This window comes from Xenophilus azovorans DSM 13620 (assembly GCF_000745855.1).
Classification (GTDB): Bacteria; Pseudomonadota; Gammaproteobacteria; order Burkholderiales; family Burkholderiaceae_C; genus Xenophilus; species Xenophilus azovorans.
In genome coordinates, this window is record NZ_JQKD01000023.1 from 38,668 (window position 1) to 56,875 (window position 18,208).

Here is an 18,208-nt window from a genome sequence, read left to right on the forward strand (position 1 = left end):
GAATCGTCAGCCCGGCCGCACCATGCGGCAGGTGGTGGGCATCTGCGCCTGTTCCGCTGCGATCTCCTTCACGACGCGGAAGCCGTAGCCCGAGCCCTCGACGTCGAAGGCCACGCCCGGCGCGCCCTGGCGTTCCATCATGCCCACCACCAGCGGCTGCTGGAACTGGTGGTCTTCCGCGCGCATCCAGCCGCTGCGGCCGGCCAGGCTCACGCGGGCATGCTCCATCGCGGCAGCCACCGGCCGCGCCTCGGCCGCACCGGCGCGCTCCAGCGACTGGGCCAGCGCCTCGATCATCAACTGCATGCGCATGTGCACGTAGTCCTCCGCCGGGCTGGGGAAGCGCTGGCGGAAGGCGCGGTAGAAGGCCGCCGACTCGGGCGTTTGCACGTTGGGCAGCCAGTCGGCCACCGCGATCACCTTGCCGACGCCGGCATCGCCCAGCGCGGCGGGCGCGCCCAGGGCGTTGCCGTAGAAGGTGTAGAACTTGCCGTCGAAGCCGACCTCGCGCGCCGCCTTGACCAGCAGCGTCAGGTCGTTGCCCCAGTTGCCGGTGACCACCGCCTGCGCGCCGCTGGCCTTGATCTTCACCGCGTAGGGCGCGAAGTCCTTCACCCGGCCGAGCGGGTGCAGTTCCTCGCCGACGATCTGCACGTCGGGCCGCAGGCGGGCGATCTCCTTGCGGCTTTCACGCAGCACGGCCTGGCCGAAGCTGTAGTCCTGCCCGATCAGGTAGGCGCGCTGCACGCCGCGGTCGTCCTTGAGCACGTCCATCAGCGCCGCCACGCGCATGTCGGCATGGGCGTCGAAGCGGAAGTGCCAGAAGCTGCAGCGCTCGTTGGTGAGCATCGGATCCACCGCCGAGTAGTTGAGGAACAGCACCTGGCGGCGCGCATCGCGCTCGTTGTGCTTGTCCACGCCGTCGAGTAGCGCCGCTGCGGTGGCCGACGAGTTGCCCTGCAGCACCGCCAGCACGCCGTCGTCGATGGCCGAGCGCAGCGCCGACAGCGCCTCCTCGTTCTGGCCCTTGCTGTCGTAGCGGGTGAGCAGCAGCGGCCGGGCGCCGCCGGCCATCGGAACGCCGCCGCGCTGATTGACGCGCTCCACCGCCCACAGCAGGTTGCGGTGGACGGCTTCGCCGGTGTTGGCGAAGGGGCCGCTCAGGCTCTCGACCAGGGCGATGCGGATGGGGTTGCCGTTCGGGCGGGACTGCGCGTGGGAGCCCAGGGCGAACGTCGACGCGCCTAGCGCCGCAGCGCCGTTTTTCAAGAGGGAACGGCGCGAAATAAAGCGGAGGTTCATTGCCTTGAAAGGCTGCGCCGCGCGCCCAGATGGGTGCCATGCGGCGCTCGCTGGATGAAGGGCCGCGCAGTGTAAGGGACGCACCGATCCTGTCCCGCCCATCGCAAGGAGATCCGCATCATGTTCTTCGCCCCCGCTCTTCGCAGCCGTTCCTTCGTGTCCGCCCCGCGTACCTTCGACCGCGGCTTCGAGCGCTTCGTCAACGATGCCTTCGCCGGCTACCACCGTTCGCTGGACGTCCAGCAGGACGACACCCACTGGACGCTGCGGCTCGACCTGCCCGGCATCGGCCGCGAAGACCTGAACGTCTCGGTGGAAGGCGCCGTGGTGCGCATCGAGACGCGCGCCGAGGCCGCGCGCCAGTTCAAGGCCGCCTACGAACTGCCGCAGGACATCGATGCCTCGGCCACCGAAGCCCGCCTGGAAAACGGCGTGCTGACCCTGCGCCTGGGCAAGCTCGCGCCGGCCAGCAAGGCCGTGACGGTTTCGGTCCGGTAAAGCTCGCGCGCCGGCGCGTCTCCGGCCTCTTCCCTCCTCGTCCCGCCCGGGCTGCAAGGCCTCGGCGGGACAACTTTTTTCTTCAGATTCCGTAACACGCTGTTTCCTGCACTTCTGTTTCCTGAACACAAAATCCGTGTGAAATATTTACGCCTTTGGATGCGGTTAACGCTCCAGAGAAGCACGTACGGTGTTCGGAAGCGGTGTTTCCGGGCGCCCCGAGCAAAAGCAATCGTCCTAGTCGGGAAACACATGGAAACACACCTGAAAACCACCCGGAGCGACGGAACGCGCTCCGATGTGCTGCTGATCTTTCTGCCGGGCGCCTTCCTCGCGCCGGATGAGTTCGAGCGCGAAGGCTTCATCAGCGCCATGACGGAGCGCGACGTCGCGGCCGACGTGATGCTGGTGGACGCCAACGTCTCCTACTACTACGACCAGACTTTCACCACCCACCTGCAGCAGGATGTGCTCGATCCGGCGCGCGCGCTGGGCTACCGCTCGATCTGGCTGGTGGGCATTTCCATCGGCGGCTTCGGCGCGCTGATCCACCAGTTGGCGCAGCCGGGCTCGGTGCAGGGCATCGTGGCGCTGGCGCCCTACCTGGGCCGGCGTCCGCTGGCGGCCGAGATCCGCAAGGCCGGCGGCCTGCGCGCCTGGAAGGCGCCCGACGGCCCGCTGCCCGACGAGGAAGTGGACCGGCGCCTGTGGCCCTGGCTGCAGCAGTACGCCGACGAGATGCCGACCAAGGAATTGCCGCCGCTGTACCTGGGCTTCGGCCTGGCGGACCGCTTCGCCGCCAACCATGCGCTGCTGGCCGAGGTGCTGCCCGAGGACCGCGTCTTCACCACCGAGGGCGGCCACGACTGGCCGCAGTGGTCGCGCCTGTGGCGGCGCATGCTGGAGGTGCTGCCGCTGCCCTCGCGGTCGCCGTCCGCGCCGGCGTTCAGGACACCGGCAGCGCGTCCAAGGGCCATCGCGGCCTGACGTCGAAGGCATAGCGCGTGGTCGGCGCTTCCAGCCCGGCCTCCAGGCGCATCGCGGCGGCCATGGCGATCATGGCGCCGTTGTCGGTGCACAGGGCCAGCTCCGGATAGTGAACGCGCACGCCGCGGCGCCGGCAGGCGGCGTCGAGCTGCGCGCGCAGCAGCCGGTTGGCGCCGACGCCGCCGGCGACCACCAGGCGCTTCATGCCGGTCTGGTCCAGCGCGGCAAGCGATTTGCGCAGCAGCACCTCGACGATGGCGGCCTGCGTGGCGGCAGCGAGGTCGGCCTTGCGCGATGCCAGCGCATCGCCCAGCTTCTTGGCCTGCGTCAGCACCGCGGTCTTCAGGCCGGCGAAGGAGAAGTCCAGGTCGCCGCTGTGCAGCAGCGGGCGCGGCAGGCGGAAGGCCTCCGGGTCGCCGCCCTCGGCCAGCTTCGACAGCCACGGCCCGCCGGGGTACGGCAGCCCCATGAGCTTGGCGCTCTTGTCGAAGGCCTCGCCGGCCGCGTCGTCGATGGTCTCGCCGAGGATCTCGTAGCGCCCCACGCCCTCGACGCGCATCAACTGCGTATGGCCGCCCGAGACCAGCAGGGCGACGAAGGGGAACTCTGGCGGATCGGCGCCGAGGAAGGGCGAGAGCAGATGCCCTTCGAGGTGGTGCACGCCCAGCACCGGCCGCCCCAGCGCCGCGCCCAGCGCACAGGCCACGCCGGCGCCCACCAGCAGCGCGCCGGCCAGGCCGGGGCCGCGCGTGTAGGCCACCACGTCGATGGCGTCGCGTTCGACGCCCGCCTCGGCCAGCACCGCCCGCGTGAGCGGGAGCACGCGCCGGATGTGGTCGCGGCTGGCCAGCTCCGGCACCACGCCGCCGTAGGCCTGGTGCATGTCGATCTGGCTGTGTAGCGCATGCGCCAGCAGGCGCGGCACGCCGGCGCCGCGCGCCTCGACCAGCGCCACGCCGGTTTCGTCGCAGGAGGATTCGATGCCCAGGACTCGCATGGGCCGCGAGTCTACGGGGCGCGGCGCGGGCGTGCCGGCGGCGGGGTTCAGGGCAGGTGCAGCACCCGTTCGGGCACGGCGCTTCCCTTCAGCGTGTCCAGCAGCGCCATGGCGTTGCCGGCGAGCCGGCCCCTGCGGTCCACCCAGGGCTCGGGCACCGGGCTGCGCAAGACGTTGGCGAGCAGGTTCCTGCCGACGTGGGCCAGGGCCTTGCCCCAGGCCATGGTGCCCTTGCGGGCCAGGTACAGCGGGTTGGCGACCTGCGAGTAGCCCAGGCGCCGGCCCGAGGTGCGGCCCGCGCGCTTGGTGCCCAGGTGCACACCCCGCAGGCGCGTGGCGCAGACGACGTCGCCATGCAGTGCGAGCTGGCGCGAGAAGTCCACGTCCTCCAGCCAGGCGTACAGCGGCAGGCGCTCGTCGAACCGGATGCGGTGCGCGTGCGCGGGCGCCATCCGCACGGCCATGTTGCATCCATAGCCGTTGTAGGTGGGCGAGATGCGTCCCGGCTCCGTCCCGGGCGGCGATTGCGCGAGGAGCCGGGCCCCCTCGTCGAATTCGATGCCCGGCCCCAGGATGCCGTCGGCCAGCACCTTGCCCGTCGCCACGACGATCCCCGGATGGCACAGGAACAGGCGCTCGGCCTCGGCCAGGTAGTCGTCGGCGGGAAGGAAGTCGTCATCGAAGAAGACCACGATGTCCGCATCGGTGGCATCGAGCAGCGCGTTGCGCTGCGCCGACGAGCCGACCGGCCCGGACACGATCCGTGCGGGGGCCGGGAAGTCCTGCAGGCACGCGGCGTCGAAGTCGCCGGAGCGCGCGGGGCAGATCAGCAGTTCGTCGGGCTGGCGCAACTGGCGCCGGAGATGGCCCACGGTGTCGGCGCTGATCTTGGGGCGACCCGCGGTCGCGATGGCAACGGCAATCTTCAGGCACATGGGGAACAGGAAAGCGATGGCGGGAGCGGTCGTCCCCACAGGGGGCACGCCGCTCCAGGGTCATTGAAACGGGGGGCGAGGATGGGCCGGCGAGACGCCGGCTAGGGTCCGGCGTTCGGTTTGCCGAGCGCGCGGCTGGCGCCGAGCACCGACGGACCCCGCGCGGCAGCGGACCACGAGGGCTGCGCCGCGGCGATCTCGAGCAGCCGGCGTGCCGCCCGCTCCCAGGTGAAGAGCGCGGCGCGGCGCGCACCCCGCTCCCGCAGCGATCCGGCCAGGGCCGGGTCGTCGCGCAGCCGCAGGATCTGCGCCTCCCACGCCTGGGCGTCGTGCGGATCGGCCCACAGCGCCGCCTTGGCGCACACCTCGGGCAGCGCACCGCAGGGCGCCGCGATGACGGGGCAGCCGAGCGCCATCGCCTCCAGCGGTGGCAGGCCGAAGCCTTCGGTCAGCGAGGGGAAGGCCAGCGCCGCGGCCCTGCGCAGCAGGCCGGCGAGCTGCTCGTCGCTGATGCGGCCCAGGAACCTCACGTTCGGCGGAACCTCGTGCCCCTGGCGCTCGAAGTCCTCGCGCGTCGCCGCCCCGAACAGCGCCAGGGTCATGTCGCCCAGCCGGCCGGACCGGAAGGCCTTCAGCAGCAGGCCGATGTTCTTGTGCACCTGGGTGTTCGCCAGCGCGACGACGAAGCGGCCGTCGGCCAGGCCGAAGGCGCGCGCCGCGTCCTCGTCGGGCACCAGCCGCAGGACGTGATCGCAGCCGTTGTGGACCACCAGGCTGCGCGCCGCATCGGCCACGCCGTACTGGTCGAGTTGGGCGCGGGAATACTGCGAGACGGTGAGGATCCCCCGGTTGCGCCGGCCCAGCCGCGGCTGCACCAGCCGGTACCACGCACGGAAGCCGCGCGAGTACGACGCCGGCGAACTGTGGACCTGCGCGTCATGGATCATCGTGAACGCATCGCGGTGCAGCACCGGCCCGAGGTTGCAGAAGTTCAGCAGCGTCGCGCCCCGCGCCTGCCACGGCAGCACCAGTTGCTCCCAGGGGATGCCCTTGAGTGCGGCGCTCCTCCGGCCGACGCTGTGCATGCGGATGTGGGAGAAGGCGATGTCCGGGAGCCAGTCTCCCGGCACCAGCAGGCGGCACGGATGGGCCCGCGCCAGTGCCGCGTCGCGGGCCAGCACGGCGTCCAGGGCCAGGACCAGCTCGTAGGCGACGCGATGGACGCCCGAGCGGCTGGCCGATCGCTGGAGAAACTTGCCGTTGATCACTAACTCGGTCATGGGGCAGAAAAGCAGGCGGTGGTGTTGTGGTGAAAAGGTTGGCGGCGGCGCCTCAGCGCCCCGGTCCGCTGGCCGCGGGCGATTCGCCCGGCGCGGCGCGGTGGCGCCGGTACCGCGCGAGCCAGGCGGCAGCGGTCTCGAAGGCATGCTGCTCGAACCCGGCGGGCCGTCCCGTCCATCGCCAGACGATCCACACGCACAGGCCGTAGACCAGCAGATAAAGCAGGAAGATCGGCAGGCCGAGGGCGACCAGGCCGAACACGTTGGCAGCGCCCGAGACGGCGGGCTGCGTGGCCCACAGGAGCGCGCCGGCCGGCAGCACGGCGATGAAGGGGATGCGCAGCATGCCCAGTTGCGCGCGCACGCTGGCGCCGGACAGGTGGCGGACGATGAGGAACGACACCGCGGTGGTCGCCAGGGAACTCACGGCACTGGCGGCGATGACCCCCGGAATGCCGTGGTGCGCAGCGCCCCACCACACCAGCGGCACCCGGATCAGCAGGTCGATCACGGTGCGCCGCGCCAGCCAGTGGGTGCGGTCCAGCATCTGCGTCAGCGCGCCCATGAGCAGCGCCGGCATGCCGAGCAGCGACGCGGCGCTGATCCACTGCAGCCATTGCGCCGCCGAGAGCCAGTTGGGGCCCAGCGCCACCCGGATCAGCGCCTCGGGCCATAGCACCGGCACCGTCATCGCGGGCACCATGACCACCAGCATGGCGCGCGAAAGCTGCACATAGCGCGCGCCGGCAGTGGGACCGGCGGAGGCGAGCGCCGTCATCGCCGGACGCAGCAGCGGCACCGCCAGCGCCTGGATGGGTATCTCCGAGATCTGCTTGGCGATCGAGTACTGGCCGAACGCCGCGATGGGCGTCAGGCGCGACAGCAGCAGCCGGTCGATCTGCCAGTTCAGCGCCGAACAGAACTGGGCCACGAAGTTCCAGCCGAGGAAGTTCGAGAAGCGATGCCACTCGGACAGGCTCAGGCGGGGCCGGAACGGCGCGACCACGTACGACGCCAGCGTGCCGAGCACGGGCGAGCAGATCGTGGCGGCAGCGATGGCCCAGTAGCTGCCCGTCGCGGCCGCCAGCGCGACGGAGACGACGAAGGCGAGCACCTTGCCGGACAGTTCCACCACCGCGTCGGGCTGGAAATTGAATGCACGCGCGTACTCCACCATGCGCGGGCTGCTCATCCCCCGCGCGGCCGGCGCCAGCGCCAGCACGGACAGCAGCACCGCCAGCCGCGGCTCGTTGTTGAACCACGCGAGCGGCCAGGCCAGCGCCAGCAGCAGCACGCCGATGGCGAAGCCGCGCAGCAGGCCCAGCGTGAACGCCGTGTTCAGCATCGCGCGCGTGACGCTCGGCCCGCGCAGCAGCGCCACCGAAGTCGGCAGATCCAGCAGCGCCTCGACCACGAAGACGACGGCCATCGCCATCGCGACCAGGCCGAAGTCCGCCGGCCCGAGGAAGCGGGCCAGGCAGAACAGCATGGCCAGGTCGATCAGCTTGGCCGACAGCCGCGCGCCCACCGTCCATGCGCCCGCCGCCGCGACGCGACGGGCCAGGTCCTTCTGGTCAGGCGCCATGTGCGTTGCGCGCAGCGGAGAACGGCGACGATGCTGCGCTGACCTGGGCCCGGAAGGAGGATGCAGCACTGGTGGCCGCCATCGCGAAGCCGTAGAGGAACGCGTTGAAGAGGCCGAAATCCGGCGACGTCCCGATCACCAGGCTGGACACGAAGGGGGCCGCATAGGCCCAGCGGATGCCCACCAGCAGCGCCTGGCCCTGCACGTCGAACGGCGCGGCCCGCCGCAACGCGAGGCACTGGACCACGAAGGCGAGGTAGCACAGCGTGGCGAGCACCCCCGCGTTGCTGGCCAGGGCCACGAGCAGGTTGGAGGCGCGCGTTCCCCCGAGGCCCACGCCCAGGCCGTAGGTGGCCGCCACCGCGTCCCACGCCACCTGCGTCCACATGTTGCGCTCCTCGAAGGAGCTGCTGGCCGCCTTCTGCAGGACCCAGGTGTCGATGCGCTCCGTTACGGGCGCGAGCAGTTGCGGGAACGCCACCACCAGCAGCAGCAGGGTGGTCAGCACGCCCAGGCCGATCATGAATTCGCGCAGCAGCCCGCGGTGCAGGTAGGGGTTGCGGCGCGCCCCGACCGCGCGCCATCCCCACTCCGCGACCGCTGCGCAGGCGAACACGCCGAAGCCCAGGTAGGCCGCCGACGACGTCGACAGCCACAGCAGCAGCACCAGCATCACCAGCAGCACGGGCACGATGCGGTCGCGCAGCAGGCCGGCCGGCATGGCGCGGCGCAGGAAGTACAGCGCCACCAGGAAGCTCAGCGTCAGGTAGCCGAAGGTGGACGCCTCCGGCATCAGGCCCACGACGCGCTTGCCGTCCACCACCTCGATGCTGGTGAGCAGCGCGTAGGTGGCGGTGCGGAACGGCTCCAGCAGGCCCTCCAGCGGCAGGAACAGCGTCCCGAAGTCCAGCAGGCCGGTGAACACGGCCATGGCCGCGCCGAGGCACAGCGCCGCCAGCACGTGGCGGCGCATGGCGGTGGTGCGCAGCATCCTCGTGAAGACGAACACCATCGCCACCGAGATGCTGAGGTAGAGCAGCTGCGACAGGTTCTGCAGCGACGGCGCCAGCGGGCCGGCACCGATGTCGTCCTGGCGCAGCGGCACCACGACCACCTCGCCGGCGAACAGGCGGGGCATGAACAGCGTGGTGATGCAGGCGAAAGCCCAGAACAGGAAGAGCCACGCCAGGCGGCTGGGGCGTGTCGCCATCCCGAGGGCGTAGGCGAGTTCGTCCTTGCCGATGAAGTGCCGGACGATCAGCAGCACGGCCACGATCGGGGCCGGCGTGAGCGTGAGGCCGGCCAGCAAGGCAGGGGGCACCACGGCGAAGGAGCCGAAGGACATCGCCCCGAAGAACAGGTACACGAGCCGGTGGCTGCGCCCCACGAAGGCCCAGGCGGCCAGGCACCAGAAGACGGCGATCGGGATCAGGTCCATGCCGACGCCTCCCTGGCCGGTGCAGGATCAGGCCGGGTGCTCAGCCGGCCGATCAGCTCGGCCATCCGCGCCCGGAAGACGGCCGTGTCGAACGAACGGGCGTGCGTCCGGAGCGCCTGGGCGTCGAAGGACGGCTCGGCCGCCTCGAAGCGCCGGATGGCGTCGACCATCGACTCGGTCGTCTGCTCATGGAAGAGCAGCCCCGTGCGGCCGTCCACCACCGTTTCGAGGGCGCCGCCGCGCGCATAGGCGATCACCGGCCGACCGCTGGCCATGACCTCCAGCGGGACGATGCCGAAGTCCTCCACGCCGGGGAACAGCAGCGCCCTGCAGCCGGCGAAGCTGCGCACCATCTCCTCGTCCGTCACCGGCCCGAGGAATTCCACCGTGGGTCCGGCCAGCCGCTTCAGCGCCGCGTTGGCGCCGGAGCCGATGACCCGCAGCCGCCGGCCCAGGCGCGTGCAGGCCTCCACCGCGATCTCGATCTTCTTGTAGGGCGTGATCTGCCCCGCGCACAGGTAGTACTCGCCCGGCGCCGCCGAGGCCGGCGCTGCGAAGCGCGACAGGTCCACGGGGGGATGGACGACCAGCGCATCGCGCCGGTAGTACTTCTCGATGCGGCGCGCCACGTAGGCCGAGTTGGCGATGAAGTGGTCCACGCGGTGCGCGGTGCTCACGTCCCACTGGCGCAGCAGCGGCGCCGCCAGCGACATCATGGTGCGCGTCACGGCGCCCGAGGCGGCGCGGTACTGGGGATACAGGTCCCAGATGTAGCGCATGGGCGAGTGGCAGTAGCAGATGTGCGTGGCGTCGGGCCCCGGCACGATGCCCTTGGCCGGGCCGGCCTCGCTGGAGATGATCAGGTCGTAGCCCGTCAGGTCGAACGACTCCAGCGCGAAGGGCATCAGCGGCAGCATCTTCTGGTAGTGCCGCACACCGCCGATCTTCTGCAGGAAGGAGGTGTGGATGCGATGGCGCCGCAGCCGGGGCGAGATGGCCGCCGGGTCGCACACCAGCGTGAAGATGTCGGCGTCGGGATACAGGTCGCTCAGGACCTCCAGCACCTTCTCGCCGCCGCGCATGCCGACCAGCCAGTAGTGGACCAGCGCCACCCGCATCCGCCGGTTCGCCGCGGCAGCCGTCTGCACGGCGCCGCCGCCGTGGTCGTCGTCGGCATACCGGAGCAGGGCGGCGCTAGTACGCATTCTTGTGGACGAACCCTTTGAACAGGGTCAGGAAGATGATCCAGAGATCGAAGCCCAGCGACCAGTTCTGGATGTAGAAGATGTCGCACTCGATGCGCTTGGCCAGGTCGGTCGAGCCGCGCCAGCCGTTGATCTGGGCCCATCCGGTGATGCCGGCCTTGACCATGTGCTTCTTCATGTAGGCCGGGATCTCGTTCTTGAACTTCTCGACGAACACCGGCCGCTCGGGACGCGGCCCGACGATGGACATGTCGCCCATCAGCACATTGATGAACTGCGGCAGCTCGTCCAGGCTGGTCTTGCGCAGGAAGGCACCCACCCGCGTGGCGCGCTGCTCGCCCGCCTTGGCCCACACGGCGCCGCTGCGCTGCTCCGCATCGACCGGCATGGAGCGGAACTTGAGCATCTGGAAGCGCTGGTTGTTCCAGCTCACGCGCTCCTGCCGGTAGAACACCGGCCCGGGCGAGCTGAGCTTGACGGCGACGGCGATCAGCAGCATCAGCGGCGAGATGAGCAGCAGGATCAGGAAGGCCAGCAGCCGGTCCTCGACCGCCTTGACGATGCGCGAGACGCCCTGCAGCGGCGTCTGCTGCAGCGTGATCACCGGCAGGCCCGCCACCTCCTCGACCGAGTGGTTCAGCAGGTGGATGCCGAAGAGATCGGGCACCAGCCGGATGTCGGCCGTGCAGTGCCGCAACTGGCTGACGGCCGCCGCGATCTGCGCCTGCTCCTGCAGCGGCATCGCCAGCCAGACCTGAGCGATCTGGTGCGACTCCACGTACTCGCCCAGGCGCTCCAGCGACCCGAGCATCGGTGCGCCGGTCAACTGGCTGCGGTCCGCATCGGTCGCGAACCAGCCGCACACCTCGATGCCGGCCCACTTGTTGCGCCGGAGCACGTCGACCAGCCGCTGCGCGTCCGGATTGGCGCCGACCACGACGGCCGAACGCGCGTCCATGCCCTGCGCCCGCACCCAGTTGGCCGCCCCGCGGACCACCGCGCGGAAGACCACCGCGCCGCCCAGGCCCAGCACGAACCACCCGAACCACCACAGGCGCGACAGGTCGTGCCCCACCTTGAACGCCAGCACGTACACCGCCAGCAGGCAGAAGATGATCATCCACATGGCGGCCAGCTGCATGGCCTCGCTGGCGACGCTGTGCCCGCGCCAGCTGCGGTACACCGAGCCGCCGTTGAGCACGATCATGGCCAGCAGCACGCCGTGGCTGATCACCTGCGCGTAGTCGGCTTCCACCGACACATGGCCGAAGCGCAGCGCGAATGCCAGGACGCCCGCCGCGCCGAAGATCATGACGTCGCCGACGCGCAACGCCAGCCCCAGCATGGCATTCATGCTGCCGGCGGCCAGAATGGGTGCTTTGGTCCCGTCGTTGACGGACGCGAACAGCATGGACGTTCCCCTGAGCCGTTACACCTGGATAAGTTATCCAGTAATAAGAAGGTTCAAATATTACACAGCCATCGGGCGCCCGCGCGATAGCACGGACGGCCGCCGAGGCCCTTCCGATCGGCCAATGGAGGCTGTGTGAAGCCGAAGATCGCTCCTCGGCCAGGGGGCAACTGTACTACTTACAGGTTATTTGTACTACTTCCAGTTTAATTTTCTGGACGAAATCAGGAAGTAAATACAAAAGTGCATGCATCGCCGCACGCGGTGCGGGCGCGAGCATGCGGCTGCGACTTGTTACAGCCGGACGGGGATGCCGCGCTCGGCCATGCGGGCTTTGGCCTCGCCCACGGTGTGCTCGCCGTAGTGGAAGATGCTGGCGGCCAGCACCGCATCGGCGCCGCCCTGCTGGACGCCGTCGGCCAGATGGTCGAGGCTGCCGACGCCGCCGGAGGCGATCACCGGCACGCTCACCGCGTCGGCCACGGCGCGGGTGAGCGCGAGGTCGAAGCCGCTCTTCGTGCCGTCGCGGTCCATGCTGGTCAGCAGGATCTCGCCGGCGCCGCGGCGCGCCATCTCCACCGCCCACTGCACGGCGTCCAGGCCGGTGTTGCGGCGCCCGCCGTGGCTGTAGACGTCCCAGCCCGGGCCGCGCACGGCCTCCTCCTCGGGGGTGCGGCGCTTGGCGTCGATGGCGACGACGATGCACTGCGCGCCGTACTTGTCCGAGGCGTCCTGGATGACCTGGGGGTTGGCGATGGCGGCGGAATTGAAGCTGGTCTTGTCGGCCCCGGCGTTGAGCAGGCGGCGCACGTCGTCCACCGTGCGCACCCCGCCGCCCACCGTGAGCGGAATGAACACCTGCGAGGCCACCGCCTCGATCAGGTGCAGGATCAGGTCGCGCTCGTCGCTGGTGGCGGTGATGTCCAGGAAGGTCAGTTCGTCGGCGCCCTGCGCGTTGTAGCGCGCCGCGATCTCGACCGGGTCGCCCGCGTCGCGCAGTTCCACGAAGTTGACGCCCTTGACGACGCGGCCGCCGGTGACGTCGAGGCAGGGGATGATGCGTTTGGCCAGCATGGCGGTCGGATGAAACAGAGGGAAGAAGTAGTCAAGAGAGCGCGGCGAGTTCCTGCCACGCCGTCCAGCGGGCGCCGGGCGCCAGCACGACGGGCGCGTCGATGCAGGCCGCCTCCACGCACAGCATGTGGCGCCAGCCGTCGTCGGGCAGGTCGGCCAGGCGGGCGCCGAGCTCGGGGCCGGGATTCCACACCACCGTCTCGGTGCAGGTCGCGCTCTGCGTGATCGCCAGGCGCGTGCCGCCGCCGGCCAGGTGCAGCGGCCGGGCCGGGGCCGCATAGACGCTGTCGAATTCCTCGCCGAAGCGCAGGGCCGGAGCCGGCTCGGAGAAGCGCCGGTCGCGCACCGCATCCCAGCGGGCGGCGCCCTGCAGGCCTTCGAGGCTGGCCGCGGCCGCGTCGTCCACCCGCAGGTAGGTGTGCAGCGCCGCGGTGAAGGACCAGGGCGTGTCGCCGGTGTTGTGCGCTTCCAGCGTCAGGCGCAGCCGGCCGGGCGCGAGCCCGACCTGCAGCCGCAGCGCGAAGCGCTCGGGCCAGAAGGCCTGCGTCGCCGGCCCGTCATGCAGCGTCAACGCCAGCACGTCGCCTTCTTTCGCCTGCCACGGCAGGTTGCGCGCGAAGCCGTGCTTGGGCAGCGGCCCGCGCTGGTTGAACTGCGGAAAACATACCGGCACGCCGCCGCGGATGGCGCCGTGCCCGTCGAACAGCGCCCGCGGGCTCAGGTACAGGCGCTCGATGCCGTCGGCCGTGCGCCAGGACAGCACGTGGCCTCCATGCAGGGCGACCATCACGCAGTCGCCTTCGGGCAGGGTCTGGCGCAGCGCCGGCTGGCCGTTGAACTCGACGCGTTCGATGCTCATTGGATAACCTTCGCACTTCGTGCTGCGGTGCGAGCCCCCTTCGGAGCGGCCGGGCGGGGGCTCATGCGGCTCGGCAAGCGCGGGGCAGGCGGCCTCAGGCGCCGGCCAGTTCGTCCGCGCGCGCCTGCGCGGCGGCGAAGTCGAGGTCGCCCGAGTAGATGGCACGCCCGCAGATCACGCCCTCGACGCCCTCGCCCTCCACCGCGCACAGCTTCTCGATGTCGGCGATGTTGGACAGCCCGCCCGAGGCGATGACGGGGATGGTGAGGGACTGCGCGAGCTTGACGGTGGCGTCGATGTTGATGCCCGAGAGCATGCCGTCGCGGCCGATGTCGGTGTAGATGATGGACTCGACGCCGTAGTCCTCGAACTTCTTGCCCAGGTCGACCACCTCGTGGCCGGTGAGCTTGCTCCAGCCGTCGGTGGCGACCTTGCCGTCCTTGGCGTCGAGGCCGACGATGATGTGGCCGCCGAAGGCGCTGCAGGCGTCCTTGAGGAAGCCGGGGTTCTTCACCGCCGCGGTGCCGATGATCACGTAGCGCAGGCCGTCGTCGATGTAGCGCTCGATGGTGTCCAGGTCGCGGATGCCGCCGCCGAGCTGCACGGGGATCTCGTCGCCCACGGCGCGCAGGATGGACTTGATGGCCGCATGGTTCTGCGGCTTGCCGGCGAAGGCGCCGTTCAGGTCCACCAGGTGCAGCCGGCGCGCGCCGGCCTCGACCCATTGCAGGGCCATGGCGGCCGGGTCTTCGCTGAACACGGTCGATTGGTCCATGTCGCCCTGCTTGAGGCGAACGCAGTGGCCATCCTTGAGGTCGATCGCGGGAATGAGAAGCATGGTGTCGCGAGGTGCGGCAGGTGGAAGAAACGGCGCGGAGAAAGAAAGAAGGCAGGCGGGCCTGTCAGCCAGGCATCTGGCGCGCGGCGGGAAGGCCCGACGCGCCGGGCACTCGGAGAAGGGTCGGCTTCAGGGATTCCAGTGGAGGAAGTTGCGGTACAGCTGCAACCCGTGGTCCGCACTCTTCTCGGGGTGGAACTGGGTCGCAAAAATGTTATCGCGGGCCACGGCAGCGGTAAAGCGCGCGCCGTACTCGGCCTCTCCCACGCTGTGGGCGCAGTCGCGGGGCCGGGCATAGAAGCTGTGGACGAAATAGAAGTGCGTGCCGTCGGGCACGCCGGCCCACAGCGCGTGCGGGCGGGCCTGCATCACCTGGTTCCAGCCCATCTGGGGCACCTTGTAGAGGCTGCCGTCGGGCTGGCGCTGGCCCTCGAGCCGGAAGCGCAGGACCTCGCCGGGGATCAGGCCCAGCCCCTCGGAAGGGCCCTCCTCGCTGCGCGAGAGCAGCATCTGCATGCCCACGCACACGCCGAACAGCGGCTTGGAGGCGGCCGCCTCCAGCACCGATTCGAGCAGGCCCGACTCGCGCAGCTCGCGCATGCAGTCGGGCATGGCGCCCTGCCCCGGCAGCACCACGCGCGTGGCGCGGCGCACCACGTCGGGGTCGGCGGTGACGAGCACCTCGACCCCGGCCTGGTCGGCCGCATGGCGCACGGCCTGCGAGACGGACCAGAGGTTGCCCATGCCGTAGTCGACGACGGCGACGGAATTCGTCATGGCGGACTGAAAGGGTGGGATCTGTCGGGAAGGGCTACAGCGTGCCCTTGGTCGAGGGGATGACGCCGGCCGAGCGCGGGTCCCGCTCCAGCGCGGCGCGCACGGCGCGGGCGAAGGCCTTGAACACCGTCTCGCACTGGTGGTGCGCGTTCACGCCCTTGAGATTGTCGATATGCAGCGTGACCAGCGCGTGGTTGGCGAAGCCCTGGAAGAATTCGAAGGCCAGTTGGGTGTCGAAGCCACCGATCATGCCGCTGGTGAAGGGCACGTCCATGTGCAGGCCGGGGCGGCCGGAAAAATCGATCACCACGCGCGACAGCGCCTCGTCCAGCGGCACGTAGGCATGGCCGTAGCGGCGGATGCCCTTCTTGTCGCCCACCGCCTTCGCCACCGCCTGGCCGAGCGTGATGCCCACGTCCTCCACCGTGTGGTGGCCGTCGATGTGCAGGTCGCCCTGGCACTCGACGTCCAGGTCGATCAGGCCGTGGCGGGCGATCTGGTCCAGCATGTGGTCGAAGAAGCCGATGCCGGTGGCGAGCGTCGCGCGGCCGGTGCCGTCGAGATCGACGCGCACGCGGATCTTCGTCTCGGCGGTGTCGCGGGTGACTTCCGCCACGCGCGCGGGAGCGTTGCCGCTGGCGGCGACGATGGCGTCGGGGGCCGTGGGGGTATTCATAAGGAGGCTTCCAGCGCGGCGAGCATGCGCGCGTTCTCGTCGGCCGTGCCGACGGTCAGGCGCAGGCAGTTCGCCAGCAACGGGTGCATTCTAGAAACGTTCTTCACCAGCACCCCGTGTGCCTTCATGCCGGCGAAGGTCTTGTCGGCGTCGGCGACGCGCAGCAGCACCATGTTGGCGTCGCTGGGCCAGACCCTCACGCCCGGCAGCCGGCCGAGCGCCTCGACCAACACCGCGCGGTCGCGCCGGATGGCCTCGGCCTGCTGCACGAACACGTCGGCGTGCTCCAGCGCGAAGAGCGCGCATTCGCAGTTCAGCACGCTGATGTTGTAGGGCGGGCGGACCTTGTCGAGTTCGGCCACCAGTGCCTGCGGGCCGATCAGGTAGCCCAGCCGCACGCCGGCCAGGCCGAACTTGCTGAGCGTGCGCATCAGCAGCACGTGGCCGTGCCGCGCCGGTTCGCGGCGGATGGCGTCGAGCCAGGTGCGGCCGGCGAAGGGCTGGTAGGCCTCGTCGACCACCACCAGGCCGCCGTGCGCGCCCTGGGCGTCGATCAGGCGCTGCACCACGGCCGTGTCCCACAGGTTGGCGGTGGGGTTGTTGGGATAGGCCAGGTAGAGGATGACCGGGCGCTCGCGCTCGATGGCGGCGAGCATGGCGGCCTCGTCGAGCGCGAAGTCGGCGGTCAGCGGCACGCCGGTGAACTCCAGGCCCTGCAGCTGCGCGCTGATGGCGTACATGACGAAGCCCGGCAGCGGCGCCAGGATGCCGGCGCCCGGCAGGTCGCAGGCCATGGCGATCAGCGAGATCAGCTCGTCGGAGCCGTTGCCCAGCATGAGCGCGTGGCCCTCGGGCACGCCGGCGTGGGCGGCCAGCGCGCGCTTCAGGTCCTCGCCGCGCTCGCCGGGGTAGCGGTTCAGCGCCAGCGCGCCCAGGCGCTCGCCCAGCGCCTGCTGCAGCTCGGGCGGCAGGCGGTAGGGGTTCTCCATCGCGTCCAGCTTGAGCAGCCCGCGCGCGTCCTGCACGGCATAGGCGTGCATGTCGCGCACGTCGGGGCGCAGGCGCGCCAGGGCGCGGACGGTGAGGTCGGTCGAGGAAGAGGACGGCATGTCGGTTCGGGTTCAGGGGGCGCAGCGGTAGGCGTTCTGCAGCGCGGCGGACATCACCAGCTGCACGGGCATATCGGCTTCGTACTGGTCGGCGTGGCGGGCGAGTTCGCCCTGGTAGAGGGAGCGGGCCATGGCGGGCTCGAGCCGGCGGCCATTGACGCAGAAGAGCGGCCTGCCGCCCGCCCGCTGCGCTGCATCGGATGCCTCGCGCAGCCCTTCGAGCACGCCGACGAGGTAGTAGCTCGCATAGGCGCTGCCGTCCTTCTCGCTGGCCTCCAGGGTGCGCATCTCACGGATGCTCATGGCCTGCGCGGCCGCAGCGGCGCCGAGCGCGAGCACGATGCAGGGCACGCGGCGCAGCCATGTCATCGGGACGGCCCGTAGCGCGGCGGCGGCGCGAAGGACGACGGCTCGTCCGCCGGGAAGGCGCGCGACCTGCCCGCGCCGATGCGCGGCGGGGGCCGCTGCCCCGGCACCTCCAGCTCGAACAGCGCGGTGCCGATGACGCCGATGTTGCGCGCATCGCCGGCCGGCGTGTTGGCCGCGTAGGCGCGGCCCGGCGCGGCGAAGCGGAAGGCGGCGACCTCGTCCCGGCTCTTGCGGAAACCCTCGATGCGCAGCAGCCCCTGCGGCTGGAGCACGTAGCCGGCGCGGCTCAGGCTGCCGGGCTGGCCGCTGAGCACGTCCAGCCCGTCGACGGTGGCGACGACTTCGTAGCTGCGGTCGCTCAGGTTGCGCAGCACCAGCACGTAGCGCGCACCCTCCGTGCCCGCGACCTGCAGCGTGCCGCCGCCGCGCGCCTGCTGCAGCGGCAGCGGGCGGTCGTTCTCGTCGCGGATCGACCATTCGACGTCGCCCTGCGCCAGCGGCACGTTGAGCTGGCGCTGCGGATCGCGCCCCACCGCGGCCCGCACGCCGGATGCGCCGGCATAGCCGACGGTGAGCACGTCGTCCGGGCGTTCCGGATTCAGCCGGCGCGCTTCCACGCTGCGCACGCGCGACTCGCGGCCCTCGCCCCATTGCGTGCCGAGCCGCGCCGCGGCGGGCGCGGGAGCGGCCTCGGCCGCGCGGGCCGACGCGGCGGCCGGCGGCGCCTCGCGGGGCTGCGTGCTGCAGCCGGCCGCGAGCACGGCCAGCGCCACGGCCAGCCAGCCCGCGAGGCGGCCCGGGCCGGACCGAAGCAGTTGCTCAAGCGATGTCATGGTCTTTCTCCCTTTCGTCGTGATCGGGTCGCCGC

At 70.8% G+C, this 18,208-nt stretch carries 18 protein-coding genes; 2 read left to right on the top strand and 16 right to left on the bottom strand.

Translation table 11 applies throughout. The annotated features are described in order from the left end of the window. Window positions 1-6: 6 nt before the first annotated feature. On the bottom strand, window positions 7-1,302 hold the full coding sequence (locus tag Q392_RS14195) for a branched-chain amino acid ABC transporter substrate-binding protein (RefSeq protein WP_038208726.1): 1,296 nt from the start codon (window positions 1,300-1,302) through the stop codon (window positions 7-9). 120 nt (window positions 1,303-1,422) lie between these two features. Here Q392_RS14195 and Q392_RS14200 point away from each other — a divergent pair, with 120 nt between their 5' ends. Next, window positions 1,423-1,800, top strand: a complete 378-nt coding sequence (locus tag Q392_RS14200) for an Hsp20/alpha crystallin family protein (RefSeq protein ID WP_038208728.1) — start codon at window positions 1,423-1,425, stop codon at window positions 1,798-1,800. 300 nt (window positions 1,801-2,100) lie between these two features. Then, window positions 2,101-2,787, top strand: a complete 687-nt coding sequence (locus tag Q392_RS14205) for an alpha/beta hydrolase-fold protein (RefSeq protein WP_245610717.1) — start codon at window positions 2,101-2,103, stop codon at window positions 2,785-2,787. Here Q392_RS14205 and tsaD read toward each other — a convergent pair. The 15 genes from tsaD to Q392_RS14280 form a co-directional block, all read right to left on the bottom strand. After that, window positions 2,747-3,784: a tRNA (adenosine(37)-N6)-threonylcarbamoyltransferase complex transferase subunit TsaD gene (gene tsaD / locus Q392_RS14210; protein WP_038208740.1), complete on the bottom strand. Its 1,038-nt coding sequence runs from the start codon at window positions 3,782-3,784 to the stop codon at window positions 2,747-2,749. The two genes, Q392_RS14205 and tsaD, sit on opposite strands and share 41 nt — an antisense overlap. Window positions 3,785-3,831: 47 nt before the next feature. Further along, window positions 3,832-4,719 carry a glycosyltransferase family 2 protein gene (locus Q392_RS14215; protein ID WP_051953488.1) on the bottom strand — a complete coding sequence of 296 codons (888 nt, stop codon included), beginning with the start codon at window positions 4,717-4,719 and terminating at the stop codon, window positions 3,832-3,834. A 101-nt stretch (window positions 4,720-4,820) separates the two neighbouring features. Then, complete coding sequence (locus Q392_RS14220; RefSeq protein WP_084217058.1) at window positions 4,821-5,999, bottom strand: glycosyltransferase family 4 protein; 1,179 nt, start codon at window positions 5,997-5,999, stop codon at window positions 4,821-4,823. Window positions 6,000-6,051: 52 nt separating this feature from the next. Next, window positions 6,052-7,584 carry an oligosaccharide flippase family protein gene (locus Q392_RS14225; RefSeq protein WP_051953469.1) on the bottom strand — a complete coding sequence of 511 codons (1,533 nt, stop codon included), beginning with the start codon at window positions 7,582-7,584 and terminating at the stop codon, window positions 6,052-6,054. Then, window positions 7,574-9,022: a hypothetical protein gene (locus Q392_RS14230; protein ID WP_038208744.1), complete on the bottom strand. Its 1,449-nt coding sequence runs from the start codon at window positions 9,020-9,022 to the stop codon at window positions 7,574-7,576. Before Q392_RS14230 ends, Q392_RS14225 begins: the two co-directional genes overlap by 11 nt. Further along, on the bottom strand, window positions 9,013-10,227 hold the full coding sequence (locus Q392_RS14235; protein ID WP_051953471.1) for a glycosyltransferase: 1,215 nt from the start codon (window positions 10,225-10,227) through the stop codon (window positions 9,013-9,015). Before Q392_RS14235 ends, Q392_RS14230 begins: the two co-directional genes overlap by 10 nt. Beyond that, window positions 10,217-11,638 carry an undecaprenyl-phosphate glucose phosphotransferase gene (locus Q392_RS14240; protein WP_084217059.1) on the bottom strand — a complete coding sequence of 474 codons (1,422 nt, stop codon included), beginning with the start codon at window positions 11,636-11,638 and terminating at the stop codon, window positions 10,217-10,219. The genes Q392_RS14235 and Q392_RS14240 overlap by 11 nt, the downstream gene beginning before the upstream one ends. 294 nt (window positions 11,639-11,932) lie before the next feature. Next, window positions 11,933-12,712 (bottom strand): imidazole glycerol phosphate synthase subunit HisF, encoded by a 780-nt coding sequence (gene hisF / locus Q392_RS14245; protein WP_038208747.1) that lies wholly within the window; start codon window positions 12,710-12,712, stop codon window positions 11,933-11,935. A 31-nt stretch (window positions 12,713-12,743) separates the two neighbouring features. Continuing rightward, a complete protein-coding gene (locus Q392_RS14250) occupies window positions 12,744-13,571 on the bottom strand; it encodes a D-hexose-6-phosphate mutarotase (protein ID WP_038208750.1) in 828 nt (275 codons plus the stop codon). Window positions 13,572-13,665: 94 nt separating this feature from the next. Further along, on the bottom strand, window positions 13,666-14,409 hold the full coding sequence (gene hisA, locus Q392_RS14255) for a 1-(5-phosphoribosyl)-5-[(5-phosphoribosylamino)methylideneamino]imidazole-4-carboxamide isomerase (protein ID WP_038208752.1): 744 nt from the start codon (window positions 14,407-14,409) through the stop codon (window positions 13,666-13,668). A 129-nt stretch (window positions 14,410-14,538) separates the two neighbouring features. Continuing rightward, window positions 14,539-15,186 (bottom strand): imidazole glycerol phosphate synthase subunit HisH, encoded by a 648-nt coding sequence (hisH, locus tag Q392_RS14260; protein WP_038208755.1) that lies wholly within the window; start codon window positions 15,184-15,186, stop codon window positions 14,539-14,541. Window positions 15,187-15,220: 34 nt separating this feature from the next. After that, window positions 15,221-15,862: an imidazoleglycerol-phosphate dehydratase HisB gene (gene hisB / locus Q392_RS14265; RefSeq protein WP_038208757.1), complete on the bottom strand. Its 642-nt coding sequence runs from the start codon at window positions 15,860-15,862 to the stop codon at window positions 15,221-15,223. Then, on the bottom strand, window positions 15,859-16,971 hold the full coding sequence (hisC, locus tag Q392_RS14270; RefSeq protein WP_051953475.1) for a histidinol-phosphate transaminase: 1,113 nt from the start codon (window positions 16,969-16,971) through the stop codon (window positions 15,859-15,861). Before hisC ends, hisB begins: the two co-directional genes overlap by 4 nt. Window positions 16,972-16,983: 12 nt before the next feature. Next, window positions 16,984-17,340 carry a hypothetical protein gene (locus Q392_RS14275; protein ID WP_038208760.1) on the bottom strand — a complete coding sequence of 119 codons (357 nt, stop codon included), beginning with the start codon at window positions 17,338-17,340 and terminating at the stop codon, window positions 16,984-16,986. Further along, the gene (locus tag Q392_RS14280; protein WP_038208874.1) at window positions 17,337-18,173 is read right to left on the bottom strand and encodes a hypothetical protein; all 837 of its coding nucleotides are present in this window, start codon (window positions 18,171-18,173) and stop codon (window positions 17,337-17,339) included. Before Q392_RS14280 ends, Q392_RS14275 begins: the two co-directional genes overlap by 4 nt. Window positions 18,174-18,208 lie beyond the last annotated feature (35 nt).

Excerpts from the sequence above, each read along its gene's own strand:
- hisB (WP_038208757.1), bottom strand. The coding sequence starts at position 15,862 with ATGAATACCCCCACGGCCCCCGACGCCATCGTCGCCGCCAGCGGCAAC.
- Q392_RS14250 (WP_038208750.1), bottom strand. The coding sequence starts at position 13,571 with ATGAGCATCGAACGCGTCGAGTTCAACGGCCAGCCGGCGCTGCGCCAG.
- Q392_RS14200 (WP_038208728.1), top strand. The coding sequence starts at position 1,423 with ATGTTCTTCGCCCCCGCTCTTCGCAGCCGTTCCTTCGTGTCCGCCCCG.
- Q392_RS14235 (WP_051953471.1), bottom strand. The coding sequence starts at position 10,227 with ATGCGTACTAGCGCCGCCCTGCTCCGGTATGCCGACGACGACCACGGC.
- Q392_RS14240 (WP_084217059.1), bottom strand. The coding sequence starts at position 11,638 with ATGCTGTTCGCGTCCGTCAACGACGGGACCAAAGCACCCATTCTGGCC.
- Q392_RS14195 (WP_038208726.1), bottom strand. The coding sequence starts at position 1,302 with ATGAACCTCCGCTTTATTTCGCGCCGTTCCCTCTTGAAAAACGGCGCT.
- tsaD (WP_038208740.1), bottom strand. The coding sequence starts at position 3,784 with ATGCGAGTCCTGGGCATCGAATCCTCCTGCGACGAAACCGGCGTGGCG.
- Q392_RS14230 (WP_038208744.1), bottom strand. The coding sequence starts at position 9,022 with ATGGACCTGATCCCGATCGCCGTCTTCTGGTGCCTGGCCGCCTGGGCC.
- Q392_RS14280 (WP_038208874.1), bottom strand. The coding sequence starts at position 18,173 with ATGACATCGCTTGAGCAACTGCTTCGGTCCGGCCCGGGCCGCCTCGCG.
- hisA (WP_038208752.1), bottom strand. The coding sequence starts at position 14,409 with ATGCTTCTCATTCCCGCGATCGACCTCAAGGATGGCCACTGCGTTCGC.
- hisH (WP_038208755.1), bottom strand. The coding sequence starts at position 15,186 with ATGACGAATTCCGTCGCCGTCGTCGACTACGGCATGGGCAACCTCTGG.
- hisC (WP_051953475.1), bottom strand. The coding sequence starts at position 16,971 with ATGCCGTCCTCTTCCTCGACCGACCTCACCGTCCGCGCCCTGGCGCGC.
- Q392_RS14275 (WP_038208760.1), bottom strand. The coding sequence starts at position 17,340 with ATGACATGGCTGCGCCGCGTGCCCTGCATCGTGCTCGCGCTCGGCGCC.
- hisF (WP_038208747.1), bottom strand. The coding sequence starts at position 12,712 with ATGCTGGCCAAACGCATCATCCCCTGCCTCGACGTCACCGGCGGCCGC.
- Q392_RS14215 (WP_051953488.1), bottom strand. The coding sequence starts at position 4,719 with ATGTGCCTGAAGATTGCCGTTGCCATCGCGACCGCGGGTCGCCCCAAG.
- Q392_RS14220 (WP_084217058.1), bottom strand. The coding sequence starts at position 5,999 with ATGACCGAGTTAGTGATCAACGGCAAGTTTCTCCAGCGATCGGCCAGC.
- Q392_RS14225 (WP_051953469.1), bottom strand. The coding sequence starts at position 7,584 with ATGGCGCCTGACCAGAAGGACCTGGCCCGTCGCGTCGCGGCGGCGGGC.